We start from the raw sequence: 14,018 nt of genomic DNA, 5'->3' as shown, positions 1-14,018 counted from the left end.
ACGTTTTTCCGGAACGGGATACTCAGTCCTGCTTATCTTCCGTATCCGTCACCTTGTTATCTGTTTCCTTCGATAGCTGCGCTTCCGCTTTTGTCAATACCGGGGCACCCTCACCGGAACCGAGCATGACACCCATCCAGCGGGTATCGGGGTCATTTTCCAGGGCAATCTTGACCATGATGGTCAACGGAATGGACAGCAACATACCCACTGGGCCAAGCACCCAGCCCCAGAAAACCAAAGAAAGAAAGACCACCAAGGGCGATAGATTGAGACCCCTGCCCATTATTCTCGGCTCAAGAAAATTCCCCACCAGCACATTAACCACCACGAAACCTAGAGCTGTGAGCCCCGCAAAGAGTGGGTTCAGTTGTACCAGTGCCAGCAGCACCGGTGGCACCGCCGCGATAATTGAACCTATATTCGGCACAAAATTGAGCAAAAACGCTAACAACCCCCACATCACCGGGTAATCCAGGCCGAGAATCCACAACCAGACCATCACCAGTACCCCGGTAAGCAAGCTCAACAGCGATTTGATACCCAGATAGCTGTTAACGCTGTCGGTAAACTTTTGCATGGTGTCACGACTGACACCGTTGTCCTTTCTGGCCAGCTGCAATTTTTCACTGAAGCCCACCTGTTCCGCGAGGATAAAAATAACTGTCAGCAGGATCAGGAAGGCGTTGGTCATGGCATTGCCCAATGAACTCAGGGTATTGCCAGCCAACTGCATGATCTTGCCGGGATCGAAGCTGTTGCGCATCTGCTCCATGTCCAGCTTGACCCCGTGCTCCCCCAGCCAGGTCAGCAGCCCACCGCTCAACTGTTGTAGGCCCTCCTGATAAGCTGGCAGGTTTTTGCGGAAATCACTGATGGATGAACCCACCAGGATACCGATCAGCCAACCAATCAATACCACCAGGGCAATGATCAGACAGATCGCCACCACATTGGGTACCCGGCGCTCTTTGAGCCAGGCCAGCAACGGCGAAAAGATCAGTGCAATAAATACCGACAACAGAAACGGTACCAGCACAGTTTCTGCGGCCTTGAGTCCTGCTACAACCACCACGAAAGCAGCAGCGATCAGTAGTCCCTTGGCCATGGGTGATAATTCTCCACTCATCATTGCTCTCCCTTGAGTTCATCAAGCAACTGCTTCACTTCGTCAATACCCCGTCTGGTCAACAAAAACCCCGTGCCGCCGATATACTCGCGCTGATCGATATCGACACATTGCTGACGAATCATTTCAAGACGCTCATTATGTCGGATCGGTACACCCAGAAATACCTGCCAATCGGAATCGGTGGCTCGCCCTTCCACCATCAGGGTGAGCAGGGTTTCCAGGTTCTCCTTTTTCAACAGATAGTAAGGTGTACCAAAGCGTACAAAAACCAGCAAGGCTACCAGCACTACAGCAAATGTCAGCAATATGGTTAACAGCAGGCTCACGGTAGCACCAACAGCTTGAACGCCACCAGCAGGGTTACCGCGACAATCACCGGCTGAACCAGAGCGGAGCCCCGGCTGATCACCAGATTGGAACCCAGCCGCGCACCCACCACCTGCGCCAGAGACATGGCAATCGCCAAAGACCAGTTCACATGACCACCGACGATAAATATCATAGCCGATACGCCGTTCACCGAAAGGACCATAGCCTTGGTCTGAGCCGTGGCTTTACGTAAACCATAACCCAATAACAAAACCAGCAGAAACGGAAAAATTGACCCCATTCCCGGGCCAAAGAAACCGCCATAAAATCCCATTAACGGTGCAGCGGTACAGGCAAACTGTGCCGGGGACAGACGGGACTGACGGTTTTCGTCGGTCATTTTCGGTGCCAGCAGAAAATACAGGCCAATGGCAATCAACAATACCGGTAGCAACAGGGCCAGTAATTCGTTGCCAACACTAAGGGCAGCCCAGGTGCCCAGGCAGGCACCCAACAGCGCTGTTATAAAGGATGGCAGCAGCGGCCTGAGTTCCAGATGACCCTTGCGAAAAAAATTCCAGGCCGAGGAGAGCGTACCCAGCGTGCTCTGTACCTTGTTGGTCGCCAGGGCAGTAATGGGCGGCAGCCCTGCCCAGAGCAGAGCGGGCAAAGTCAGCATGCCACCGGCACCGGCCATGGAGGAAATAAACCCGGCCACAAAGGCGATGGCAGTGAGCGGTAAGAAAATGGACAGGTCAGGCAACGCTTTGGCTACCTGCTGAATCGAAATCAGCAAGCCCTCGAGTTATTGACCTTGGTCGGGATGGTGGCATCAGGAGGTCTTGAATTGATCGAGCTCAGCCTTCAGCTCGGCAATTTTTTCCGGCACGACTGGTTCACTGGCAGGCAGCTTTTCCAATTCTCCAACCAGGTGTTTCAGTCTTTGCAGACGCAATTGCAGAATATCAAAGCTCCGGTTAATCGCTTCCGCCTCGGGCTGAAAAACATCCCGCTTACGCAAACGAACCCTGGCAGTAAAATCGCCGCCTGACAGCGCTTCGGCCTGCCGAACCAGCACAAAGACAGGGCCGGCAATACGATTACTCGACACCAGACTACCCCACCAGACACCGCCGATCAGCAGGACTTCCAACGCCGCCACCAGCAGAATATTCCAGCCCCCGAGTAGCAGGCCCGGGGGGCCGGCAAGCAGGGCATGGGTGATAATAGTCAGGTTGACCAACAGTACGGCAACGGCGGCGGCAAGCAGCGCATACTGGTACTGGAAGCGGCTGTTGATGACGACCGTTTTACGACGGTTATCCATGGCATTTCCCCATCCTTTCAATGGCACCCAGACTATTACAACCGGTGATGGTGGGCAATGACTAAGGGTTGATCAAAAATGACAGGCGGGCACTCAGAAAAGCCCCGCCAGATCTCTCTGTCAGAGCTCCCGTGTTGCCCTGAAGTCAATCTCGGGATAGCGCTCGACAGTCAGTGACAGATTGACCCGGGTGGACGCCAGATAGGTGAGGTGGCCACCGCCATCCACGGCAATGCCCTCCGGTACCTTGCGCTTCAGCTCGTCGATTTTTTTCTTGTCGTCGGATTCAATCCAGCGAGCCGTATATACATTGACCGGCTCATAGACCGCCTCCACCCCGTACTCGTCTTTGAGACGATAAGTCACCACATCAAACTGCAACTGGCCCACTGCGCCAACCACGATATCGTTGCTTTGTATCGGGAAAAACACCTGGGTACTGCCCTCTTCCGACAGCTGCTGCAGGCCTTTCTGGAGTTGCTTCATCTTCATCGGATCGCGCAGCCGGATACGCCGGAACAGTTCCGGTGCAAAATGGGGGATACCGGTAAATTTAAGATCTTCGCCCGCGGTGAAGGTATCACCGATCTGGATGGTACCGTGGTTGTGCAGGCCGATAATATCCCCGGCCACCGCCTCCTCCACAGCAATTCGCTCGCCAGCCTTGAAACCCACTGCATCGGCAATGCGGATGTCCTTGCCCAGACGCACATGGCGCATCTTCATACCCTGGGTATATTGACCGGAACAGAGTCGCATGAAAGCAATCCGGTCCCGGTGCCTCGGGTCCATGTTCGCCTGGATCTTGAACACGAAACCGGAGAATTGCTGCTCATCGGCTTCCACCACACGCTCCACTGCACCCCGGGGTTGTGGCGGTGGCGCCCACTGCACGAAATGGTCCAGCATTTCCCGAACACCGAAGTTAGACAGGGCAGTACCAAAGAACACCGGCGTCATTTGTCCGGCCAGGAACATCTCGAGATCGAACTGGTGGGTCGCACCGCGAACCAACTCGATTTGCTCGCGGATATCATCCACGTAATAACCCAGCAGTTCGGTGGCCTCATCAGAGTCGATTCCCACAATCTGAATGTCCTCCGGAATGGTGTGTCCCTGCCCCGGTCTGAACACGTGAATCGTGTCAGTATAGAGGTTATACACGCCCTTGAAATCCGGCCCCATGCCAATCGGCCAGTTGATCGGTGCACCGGTAATTTTCAGAACCGCTTCAATTTCATCCAGCAAATCGACAGGGTCGCGAATATCGCGGTCCATTTTGTTGACGAAAGAGATGATCGGCGTGTCCCGCAATCGGCAGACCTCCATCAACTTAATGGTGCGGGCTTCAACACCCTTGGCACCATCAATCACCATCAGTGCCGAGTCCACCGCTGTGAGCGTGCGATAGGTATCCTCGGAGAAGTCTTCGTGGCCAGGGGTATCCAGCAGATTGACCATGGCATCCCGATAGGGAAACTGCATCACCGACGAGGTGACAGAAATCCCCCGCTCCTTCTCCATCTGCATCCAGTCGGAAGTCGCCTGGCGATCACCTTTTTTACCTTTCACGGTACCCGCCACCTGAATCAGATTACCGAATAAAAGCAGCTTCTCGGTGATGGTGGTTTTGCCGGCATCGGGGTGCGAGATAATAGCAAACGTGCGCCTCTTATTGATTTCACTGGATAAATTGCTATCACCCATACTGCTCATACCCTAGTTTGTACTTAAATTTGTACTTGTTCGTCACATTACCCTTTCGGGGCGAAAAAACGCGTTATTTTACCAATAAACAACCGCGCTATAAATTACCGCTCCAGAATGTTTTCCAGCTCGGTTAATTGCTGCTCATAAACATCCGGCCTGTCCTTCTTGAATTTCTCTAAGTTCAGAAGCTTCCACTTCACCGATGGAAAGCTCTGATAGTCGTAAATCGACCAATCTGGCGCTAGACGATTCAAGCTCAGCAAAAAGGCTTTGTCGTCATGATTCAGGCTGGTTCGGGCCGTTTCGATAAGCTGAAGCCTTGTGGCCTCATAATCATCGTAACTAAACTCAATCGCGCTCATGCCTTCGAACTGATTTTCAAACGCTGTGCGCTGATCCAGTAAATGTGGATCAAGCATTTCATGGGTCGGGCGATTACTGCTCACCAAGCTGTAATTTACAAACCTTATCTTTGTGCTGCGCTCGTATCGATGGACGCAGTGCTTCGATACGCCCTTTAATGCGGTTAAGTGCCGCATTAATTCCGTCTAGCGTCTCTTTACGCTCGGCAATCTCGACATACGTTAAATCGATGTCCACCGATAGCCTTGGCATATCCCGCACAAAGAGATTGATCGCCGTGCCACCATGCATGGCAAAGCATTTTTCTTTGGCCACTTCGGGCAACACATCCAAAAGAAGCCCCACCGGCTTTTTATAAGCTTCATTCGTGGAGAGCCTCCAACTCTTTCGGCACAGTTATCTGATACTTCGGCACGTATACACCATCACTGACGATGGCGCGCTTGCCTGAGCCCAAATCGACCTTATCCAGCTTGAGATAGTTAAGCCATTCATGCCCTGCTCTATCCGCCAAATATAGGAATAGGCGTTTAACCTTCACCGAAGTACAAGCCTCCAACAGCTTTTGAACCGTGGCTGGGCGCAAGTTATTCAAACCCTCCATCAGTTCATAGACTTCCATGAGCGGCTGCGACTTGGGAGCCAAATACAAGCACTCCATAACCGCCCTAGCTGAGCTAGATACTTTAACCTTAAAGCTCTTATGCCCAACCTCTACCAATCCAAGATCAGCGGGTAAAAACGATGTCAGCTTACAATTCACACTGACACCCCAATCCCGCTTTTTAAACCAAAGGGGCAAACTGTCTTCTTTCCCACCAAAAAGCTGCACTGACTTGGTAGCCAGCTCCAGATAATGGGCTTTACCCTGCATCGACAGAGCTGTTTTAGCTGCTGGATGCACAGATAGCCCTAGCTGGGTTTGTAAGGCATAGATGCCGCCCAAATAGTCCACCTGATCGCTATGGCGTATTAGCGCCCCTGTACCGATAGAATTAAACCAATGACTTCGCTTATAGCGCTTCTGTAAATCAAGACTGTAACCTTGTTTAGCAAGCCATGCCGAAGAAAGCACGACGCCTAGTGGCTGAGTGCTGAGCAAATGGTTCAATTTTGACTCGTTTTCGGTACTCATAGTACCAATATATTATATTTTTTAAACTGCCTCAACCGAGAAGTTTATATTTTTCTTTCTTTCGGTACTTCAAGTACCGAAATAATGGATATTTTAAACTTCGGGCGGCTTTGCCGCATCATACACCGCCAAGCTCCATATCACGCCCCATCTTTTCATAGTCGATATAGAACGCGAGGCTTTCGGGAATCTCTATTGTGTCCGTTGTCAGCTCCTCGGCAAAGTCGGCCACACCCTCATGACAACCTGCATAGTTTTCTTTCATGGCTTTCTGGACTTCGTCAATCGTCGAAAAATGGCTTATCAACTCTCCTGTTATTTCGCCGTGCTCTTCGATAAAGCACGCAATTTCTGCGCACTTTGAATGTCTTCATACTCTGAGAGAGGGCAAGAACCCAACCGCTACAGTTTTCAGACAACAACAGCAACACTTCGCACCCGGTCATTCCCGGAGAAATTCAAAACACCGACAAAAGACATCAACTTTACTTATCAGGGGATCCTGATCTGCATCAACAGTTTGTTAAACAGCCACAACGAATAAGCCTGATGGCTACCTGCGCGCAAAAAAACGCCGCTTCGGACGATGAATCAATCAATCATTTCTGGTAAAGTCGCCCGCCGGATCGCACGCGCCAGCGGCGTACCCTGGAAGAGCTCCTCACGACCCCAATCATTACTGCCACACATGCCGAGGTATTCCTGAACATGACACGGACCGCTTGCGTCAAATCACTGCTATTCAGCCTGTTACTCTTCTTTCTTCCCACCGCCGCCTTTGCGGCAGCGGGCCCTATCGACCTGACCAGCACAACAACTGGTCTGGTGGCTCTGGTGGTTTTTACGCTGGCTTACATTCTGGTGATGGGTGAAGAAAAACTGCATTTGCGCAAGTCGAAACCCGTGCTGGTTGCCGCAGGCATTATTTGGGTACTGATCGGCACCAGTTATGTCGCCAACGGCATGCCAGATGAGGCCGAGGGTGCATTTCGTCATACCCTGCTGGAATTCAGTGAACTGATGCTGTTCCTGCTGGTGGCAATGACCTATATCAATGCCCTGGAGGAGCGCCGCGTCTTTGATGCACTGCGTGCCTGGTTGGTACGCAAAGGCTTCAGTTACAGGTCCCTGTTCTGGATAACCGGCGGCCTCGCTTTTGTTATTTCTCCGATTGCCGACAACCTCACAACGGCCCTGCTGATGTGTGCGGTGGTCATGAAAGTCGCCGAGGGTCACGGCCGCTTCATCAATTTGTGCTGCATTAATATCGTGATTGCCGCCAACGCCGGCGGGGCCTTCAGCCCCTTTGGGGACATTACCACCCTGATGGTCTGGCAGGCGGGCATTGTCAAATTCAATGAGTTCTTTACCCTGGCAGTCCCGTCCCTGGTGAACTATCTGATTCCCGCAATCATCATGAGTTTTTTTGTGCAACAGCACAAACCCGACACCGTCTATGAAGCAGTGGAGATGAAACGCGGTGCACGCCGTATTATCGTCCTGTTCCTGCTCACCATAGCCTCTGCCGTGGCCTGCCACAGTTTGCTGCATTTGCCGCCGGTACTCGGCATGATGACCGGCCTGGGCTATCTACAATTTTTCGGTTATTTTCTGCGCCGCACACTGCCCAAGTCCCTGGAACGCAAGAGAGCAATAGCCCTGCAGAAAGGCGATGAGGAGGCACTCAATCGCCTCGGCGGCATCGTTCCGTTTGACGTATTCAACCGGGTCGCCCGTGCAGAGTGGGACACACTGTTGTTTTTCTATGGCGTCGTGGTCTGTGTCGGTGGACTCGGCTATATGGGCTACCTGCATATGCTATCCACGACGCTCTATACTGACCTGGGCGCAACCTACGCAAACATCTTTCTCGGGCTGGCCTCCGCCGTTATCGATAACATTCCAGTGATGTTTGCCGTACTGACCATGGAACCTGAAATGAGTCATGGGCACTGGCTGCTGATCACGCTCACTGCCGGCGTCGGGGGTAGTGTGCTGTCGATTGGTTCGGCGGCTGGAGTCGCGTTAATGGGCCAGGCCAGGGGCTACTATACGTTCATGGGCCACCTGAAATGGGCACCGGTAATTCTGCTCGGCTACTTTGCCAGCATTGCCACCCACATGTGGCTGAATGCCGGCAGCTTTCATGTGATGGGATGACAAACCTGTCGGGGGCTACGGTGGACAACTGCCTCTCTGGAATGGCGAATGATCCGCTTTCACGAGGAAATACTCCACCGTGCCCCATACCCCAGGTAAAACCAGCTGATACCGCTAGCAGGCAACACAGACATTGCCAATGCCTGACAGAAAGCTATAATTCGCGCCCGCTTCGAATCAGGCCAGCCAATGCGTTTTAATCAGATACCCACGCCACCCTGACATAACGCTATCGGTCCTCTACACACGCTTAGCCCAGCCATTCCGTTCAAAGAAACACCAAGCACTGCGTTTTCCAAGTGGTTGGCGAACAGCCACCGCTTCTGGGTTTATTGAAAATTTTCATCCCGAATAGCGGGCAGAGCCATTTTGCCTCTCTCGGGAGTGAGCTGTTCCGGAAAAGGGCTGCCCAAAAAAAGTACCAGGAATTATTGTTATGTTATTTCATTCCACCCGCCAACAATGGCTGGGCAACATCCGCGCTGATGTACTGGCCGGGATAGTTGTTGCTCTGGCTCTGATTCCCGAAGCCATCGCGTTTTCCATTATTGCCGGGGTTGATCCCAAGGTTGGCCTCTACGCCTCATTCTGTATCGCTGTGATCATTTCGATTGTCGGCGGTCGACCCGGCATGATCTCAGCCGCCACCGGGGCCATGGCGCTGCTGATGGTGACACTGGTGAAGGAACACGGCCTGCAATATCTTTTGGCGGCAACGCTGTTGACCGGGGTACTGCAAATTGCAGCCGGTTACCTGAAACTCGGCAACCTGATGAGTTTTGTCTCACGTTCGGTAGTGACGGGATTCGTGAATGCGCTGGCTATTTTGATTTTTATGGCGCAATTGCCGGAGCTGACCAACGTCACCTGGCACGTTTATGCGATGACTGCTGCCGGTCTGGGTATTATCTACCTGTTCCCGCTGCTGCCGGTGATCGGCAAAGCGATCCCCTCACCCCTGATCTGCATAGTGGTGCTGACGGGAGTCGCCCTGCTGATTGGTCTGGATATCCGCACGGTGGGCGATATGGGTCAATTACCCGATACGCTGCCGATCTTTCTCTGGCCAGAGGTACCACTCAATCTCGACACCCTGATGATTGTCCTGCCCTACTCTGTTTCATTGGCGGTTGTGGGCCTGCTGGAATCGATGATGACTGCCACTATTGTGGACGATCTCACTGATACCCCGAGTGACAAAAACCGCGAGTGTAAGGGCCAGGGCATCGCCAATATCGGTGCGGGCCTACTGGGGGGCATGGCGGGCTGCGCAATGATTGGCCAGTCGGTAATCAATATAAAATCCGGTGGCCGCGGCCGTCTGTCCACACTCACTGCAGGGGCGCTTCTGATTATCATGGTGGTGTTTCTCGGCCCATGGCTGTCCCTTATTCCCATGGCGGCACTGGTAGCCGTGATGATTATGGTGTCTATCGGCACTTTCAGTTGGCAGTCAATTACCGACCTGAAGAAGCATCCGATCTCCACCAATATCGTGATGATGGCTACTGTCGTGGTAGTTGTGGCCACCCATAATCTCGCCTATGGTGTGCTGGTCGGGGTTTTGCTGGCATCACTGTTTTTCGCCAACAAGGTCAGTCATTTTATGTATGTGACTTCGACACTGGATGATCAGGCCAACACTCGCACCTATCGGGTGGTGGGTCAGGTGTTTTTCAACTCGGCCGATAAATTCAATGCCTGTTTCGATTTCAGGGAAGCGCTGGACAAGGTCATCATTGATCTGAGCCGCGCCCATTTCTGGGATATTTCGGCAGTGTCCGCTCTGGACAAAGTGGTGATCAAATTCCGTCGCGATGGTGCCGATGTGCAGTTAATTGGTCTCAATGACGCTACATCCACCATCGTCGACCGCTTTGGTGTGTTTGACAAGCCGGAAGAAATCGACAAGGTACTCGGGGGACATTAATGAATAACAATAATCACAGACGGACCATTCTGGCCTGTATTGATGGCTCCACCTACCGGGAATCGGTCACGGATTACGCCAGTTGGGTGGCCCAAAAGCTCAGTGCACCGCTAAAGCTGCTGCACAATATTGAACACCGCGAGACCCCGCCGCTGATGGATCTCAGCGGCAGTATCGGCCTCGGCAGCCGGGAAGAATTGCTGGAAGAACTCACCAGCATGGAAGAACGCCGCAGCAAGATCTTGCTGGAGCAGGGCAAGCTGATGTTGCAAAGTGCCCACCAACGCGCAATATCGATGGGCAGCAGCACGCCGGAGACCCTGCAGCGCCACGGCAGCCTGGAAGAAACTCTGGTGGAAATGGAAGAAGAAATCCGGGTACTGGTGGTGGGCGTTCGCGGCGAGGAGCACGAACATCAGGAAAAACAATTGGGTGCGCACCTGGAAAGTCTGATTCGTGCCATGCACCGTCCCGTACTGGTGGTTAACCGGCCGTTCGAGCAGCCACCACAGCGTATCATGATTGCCTATGACGGCAACGAGGCCTCCCGCAAGGCACTGGATATGGTGAGCCTCAGCCCCCTTTACCGGGGACTGACCTGCCACATCGTACATGTCAGCGACTCAGCGGATATTCCCTCGGCACAACTGGAAGAAGCTGCCGCCACCTTGCAAGATGCCGGACTGGACGTGGTTTCCACCAGTTTGCATGGCAATGTTCAGCCACAACTCGAACAATATTGCCGGGAAAACAACATCGAATTGATTGTCATGGGTGCCTTCGGCCAGAGCCGTATACGTGAACTGCTGTTTGGCAGTGTGACCCAGCGGATGCTGATCAATTCAAAAATTCCGCTGTTGTTGCTGCGTTGATACGGCTAATAGGAATAATTCAGGTATATAGTCGAGCGCTATTGGAAGATAGCAATGTAAACCACCTACAAGGGAATAGAAGAAAAGCCCGATATTAGTCCCCTACTGACTAATGCTACTCAACAGCAGGCACACTCGCAAAAAAACCAGCCACAATGTCTCCAAAAGCTGTGTGTTGTTGAATATGACTGCGAGTTCTCCCCTAAGGACGTACTCGGCCTTAAACGATCAAAACCAATTCCTGAGCGACAATGTCAAAACCAGGAATTACCTTTGGCGGAGATGATAACAATTGTCGTGTTATCCTGGTTTGGCTTGTTGACCTGCTCCACTGTTTTCAGGAGCTTGGATACCAGCAGAGACGAGGTTTTACGCTTGTATTTGGTCACCAACTTTTCGATCTCATGGCCCTCAAGGGTATCCAGCCCATCGGAGGCCAAGAATAGTTTATCACTTGGCCTCAACAGCCCCTCCCGGCTTTGCAAATCCATCAACGAAATATCATCAGCAGACAGGCAACTTCTCAAGGCATTACGCTGAGGATCCATTCTTGCTTCCTCAGGACTGATACGACCAATCTCGGCCAACTCATCAAGTACTGCAGCCATGGAATGATCCTGGTTGAGTTTCTCGAGCCTGCCTTTGCGATAATAGTAAAGGTGGGAATCCCCGGCACTCACCCAATGAACATCGTTACCAACGACATAGACTGCAACCAGAGTGGTTCCCATCTCGGGCGGTGCACCCTGCTCAGCGATTTCATTTCGTATGGCCTGGTGCGCTGCATCTAGTGATAACTGTAACGCCTCGGTGGGAGGGAGTCCTGACAGAGTCAAAAAATGATTGATAAATGCGGTGGCGGCAACTGAGCTGGCTACAGCTCCGCCCTTGTGCCCCCCCATACCATCGCACAACACTACCAGACATCCCTCAGGATCAGACACCTCCTCTACGCAGATTTCAAAGCAGTCTTCTTGGTAGTGACGAGCGCCCTGAATAGCCTCTCCGTGGATATCAAGCTTCATGAGCAATAGCCCATCATCAATGGAGGGTTACTCCCAATCAAAGCCATCACCACAGAGCTTTATAAACTTTAATGTGGTATTCCCCAGAGAAATCATGGCATCTTTGTTTAACTCACAGGAGGACAGCACCGGTTCGTTACCAACATAGGTGAGATTCTGACCACCTCCATGCTGGATATAGAACTTTTTGTTCTTGTGATCATAGGCGATCAGACAATGAGCCTTGCGAGAAACCTCTTCATCGCCAAAGTTCAGTTCTACGCCATTACTTTCCTCTCTACCAACCGGATTCATCCCATAACCAAGAGGGCGGCTCATACCCCGCCCCGGACCATCGACCACCACCAACCACCCCACCACAAATTCAGGGTGATAGGCAGTACCGCTGGAAACAGGAGTGGACGAGACCTCTTCACCACCGGCACCCGGTCGAACCCGGCGCGTTACCGGATTCAGATCACCCGCCAACCCACCGGAAATAGTGGCTTCCGCAGCTGGAGAAGAGGGTGAGGAATCGGCTGGGTTCTTTTTCACAGTCACATCCGTTGCCCCTCCTACCCGTCTAGTCGGGTTATTAAAAAAACCTCGGTCATTTCCATCATCATTTGACATGCTGATTCTCCTGAAAAAGTTTATTGTCGGGTAGCGCTAATTTTTTCCCGATGACGGCCATCGGGATGTAACCGCAAATAAATCTCAAATGCCTCTGTTGTATTGATCTGCTTGGCAATTTCAAAATCACGATCATCCTGAACAGAATCTTTAGAAGCAGCGGCAGGTGCTCTGGGCTTACTGTCCACCACCCGTGCTCTCACCGCTGACGGATCCGGCTCAGATGGTTCAGTGCGGTTTTCAGCTACTCCCTCATCATGACTTACCGTACTATCTGGTGCATTCTTCACAATCCGATGATCGGACTCCGACTTATCCAGTCCCGATGCCATGAAAAACATGACAAAACCAACCACAACTCCAAACGTCACAGCCACCATACCCCAGTGGAAGGATTTTTTTTCTCCTTGATTATTCGTGTTTTTGGAGTTTTTCCCACGCTTGTCAACCGACTCATCCACCGCGGGAGAAGATAACCGGACTGTTGCCTGATCATCCACTGACGATGAATCCAGAGTGGGGAGGACCCCACCTCTTATGACCTCGAGCCATTCACTGACTGTCTGTGGCCGATCACTTTCCTCAGGACTCAGGGCCCAATCCAGCGCATGCAAAAAAGCCGTATCAATGCTCTTTATACGGTCTACCAACTTGGGGAGCTGGTCATTTCGGATTCGTTCAGTTGCCTCATAATGGGATAGGTTTTCTCCGGTAAGGCAAACGTAGCCTACGGCAGCCAGTGCATAAATATCCGTCCAGGGGCCCTGATTTCCCCGAGTTGAATACTGTTCAATCGGCGCATAACCCGGAGTCAGAATGGTTGAGATGGACTGGGAGCGAACCCCGATGGCCTGCCGGGCAGCCCCGAAATCAATCAACACTGCCGTACCGTTATCCCGCAAACGAATATTGCCCGGCTTGATATCCCGGTGCAACATATCAGCAGAATGTACCGCCGCCAAACCTTCAGCAATCGGTAGTAAAATGTCTTTCAACTGCTCCACCGACAACAGGCCGTCCCTTCTTAAAACTTCCGAAACATCGCGCCCCACGGCAAAATCCATGATGATGTAGGCAGTACTGTTGCGTTCGATATAACGGATCACCCGGATGATGCTGGGGTGTTCGAAAAGCGCCAGTGTCCGCGCTTCCTGAATAAAACGGCTCAACCCCCATTGATATTCATCCACATCCTGAGCGACCCGAGTCTTCGGAGAGACATGCATTCCCTCATCACGGGAAGCAAGGTTAAAAGGAAAATACTCTTTGATGGCCACATAACGATCAAGCTGCTTGTCATAGGCCTTGTAGGTAATACCAAAACCACCAGCACCAATTTCTTGCTCGATCACATATTCATCAAGTTCGTATCCCGCCGGCAGGACTTGGGAGGATGACTGATCAGTAGTGAAATTGCTATTCTCCATCACGTTTTCCGAAAGA

General features: G+C 52.1%; 15 protein-coding genes. 3 read left to right on the top strand and 12 right to left on the bottom strand.

Annotated features, from left to right (window positions below):
* Nucleotides 1–22: 22 nt before the first annotated feature.
* The 9 genes from AACZ64_RS05620 to AACZ64_RS05580 form a co-directional block, all read right to left on the bottom strand.
* Complete coding sequence (locus AACZ64_RS05620) at nt 23–1,132, bottom strand: AI-2E family transporter (protein WP_293614058.1); 1,110 nt, start codon at nt 1,130–1,132, stop codon at nt 23–25.
* Nucleotides 1,129–1,458, bottom strand: coding sequence for a hypothetical protein (locus AACZ64_RS05615; protein ID WP_293614059.1), 330 nt, complete (start codon nt 1,456–1,458; stop codon nt 1,129–1,131). Before AACZ64_RS05615 ends, AACZ64_RS05620 begins: the two co-directional genes overlap by 4 nt.
* Nucleotides 1,455–2,237 carry a TSUP family transporter gene (locus AACZ64_RS05610; protein WP_293614060.1) on the bottom strand — a complete coding sequence of 261 codons (783 nt, stop codon included), beginning with the start codon at nt 2,235–2,237 and terminating at the stop codon, nt 1,455–1,457. The genes AACZ64_RS05615 and AACZ64_RS05610 overlap by 4 nt, the downstream gene beginning before the upstream one ends.
* 36 nt (nt 2,238–2,273) lie before the next feature.
* Nucleotides 2,274–2,768 (bottom strand): hypothetical protein, encoded by a 495-nt coding sequence (locus tag AACZ64_RS05605; protein ID WP_293614061.1) that lies wholly within the window; start codon nt 2,766–2,768, stop codon nt 2,274–2,276.
* A 120-nt stretch (nt 2,769–2,888) separates the two neighbouring features.
* Entirely contained in the window at nt 2,889–4,475 is a 1,587-nt protein-coding gene (locus AACZ64_RS05600) for a peptide chain release factor 3 (protein ID WP_293614062.1), read from the bottom strand.
* A gap of 104 nt (nt 4,476–4,579) precedes the next feature.
* Nucleotides 4,580–4,924, bottom strand: coding sequence for a hypothetical protein (locus AACZ64_RS05595; RefSeq protein ID WP_293614063.1), 345 nt, complete (start codon nt 4,922–4,924; stop codon nt 4,580–4,582).
* Nucleotides 4,914–5,168, bottom strand: a complete 255-nt coding sequence (locus AACZ64_RS05590; protein WP_293614069.1) for a nucleotidyl transferase AbiEii/AbiGii toxin family protein — start codon at nt 5,166–5,168, stop codon at nt 4,914–4,916. The genes AACZ64_RS05595 and AACZ64_RS05590 overlap by 11 nt, the downstream gene beginning before the upstream one ends.
* 34 nt (nt 5,169–5,202) lie before the next feature.
* Nucleotides 5,203–5,976, bottom strand: a complete 774-nt coding sequence (locus tag AACZ64_RS05585; RefSeq protein ID WP_293614064.1) for a type IV toxin-antitoxin system AbiEi family antitoxin — start codon at nt 5,974–5,976, stop codon at nt 5,203–5,205.
* 118 nt (nt 5,977–6,094) lie between these two features.
* A complete protein-coding gene (locus AACZ64_RS05580) occupies nt 6,095–6,283 on the bottom strand; it encodes an antirestriction protein ArdA (RefSeq protein WP_293614065.1) in 189 nt (62 codons plus the stop codon).
* A 401-nt stretch (nt 6,284–6,684) separates the two neighbouring features.
* Between AACZ64_RS05580 and nhaD the strand changes: the two genes are divergently transcribed.
* The 3 genes from nhaD (at nt 6,685) to AACZ64_RS05565 (ending at nt 10,938) form a co-directional block, all read left to right on the top strand.
* Nucleotides 6,685–8,136 (top strand): sodium:proton antiporter NhaD, encoded by a 1,452-nt coding sequence (gene nhaD, locus AACZ64_RS05575; protein WP_293614108.1) that lies wholly within the window; start codon nt 6,685–6,687, stop codon nt 8,134–8,136.
* A 436-nt stretch (nt 8,137–8,572) separates the two neighbouring features.
* On the top strand, nt 8,573–10,066 hold the full coding sequence (locus tag AACZ64_RS05570) for a SulP family inorganic anion transporter (RefSeq protein ID WP_293614109.1): 1,494 nt from the start codon (nt 8,573–8,575) through the stop codon (nt 10,064–10,066).
* Nucleotides 10,066–10,938 (top strand): universal stress protein, encoded by an 873-nt coding sequence (locus tag AACZ64_RS05565; protein ID WP_293614110.1) that lies wholly within the window; start codon nt 10,066–10,068, stop codon nt 10,936–10,938. Before AACZ64_RS05570 ends, AACZ64_RS05565 begins: the two co-directional genes overlap by 1 nt.
* A gap of 254 nt (nt 10,939–11,192) precedes the next feature.
* Here the strand turns inward: AACZ64_RS05565 and AACZ64_RS05560 are convergent, their stop codons facing one another.
* From AACZ64_RS05560 to AACZ64_RS05550, 3 genes are all read right to left on the bottom strand, one after another.
* Nucleotides 11,193–11,963 (bottom strand): protein phosphatase 2C domain-containing protein, encoded by a 771-nt coding sequence (locus AACZ64_RS05560; RefSeq protein ID WP_293614111.1) that lies wholly within the window; start codon nt 11,961–11,963, stop codon nt 11,193–11,195.
* 27 nt (nt 11,964–11,990) lie between these two features.
* Nucleotides 11,991–12,497, bottom strand: coding sequence for an FHA domain-containing protein (locus AACZ64_RS05555; RefSeq protein ID WP_293614112.1), 507 nt, complete (start codon nt 12,495–12,497; stop codon nt 11,991–11,993).
* A 98-nt stretch (nt 12,498–12,595) separates the two neighbouring features.
* A complete protein-coding gene (locus AACZ64_RS05550) occupies nt 12,596–14,002 on the bottom strand; it encodes a serine/threonine-protein kinase (RefSeq protein WP_293614113.1) in 1,407 nt (468 codons plus the stop codon).
* Between the last annotated feature and the right edge of the window lie 16 nt (nt 14,003–14,018).

Source organism: uncultured Porticoccus sp. (genome assembly GCF_963975625.1).
Classification (GTDB): Bacteria; Pseudomonadota; Gammaproteobacteria; order Pseudomonadales; family Porticoccaceae; genus Porticoccus.
The sequence above is the reverse complement of the archived record's forward strand: the minus strand, read 5'-3'. Positions and strand labels throughout refer to the sequence as shown.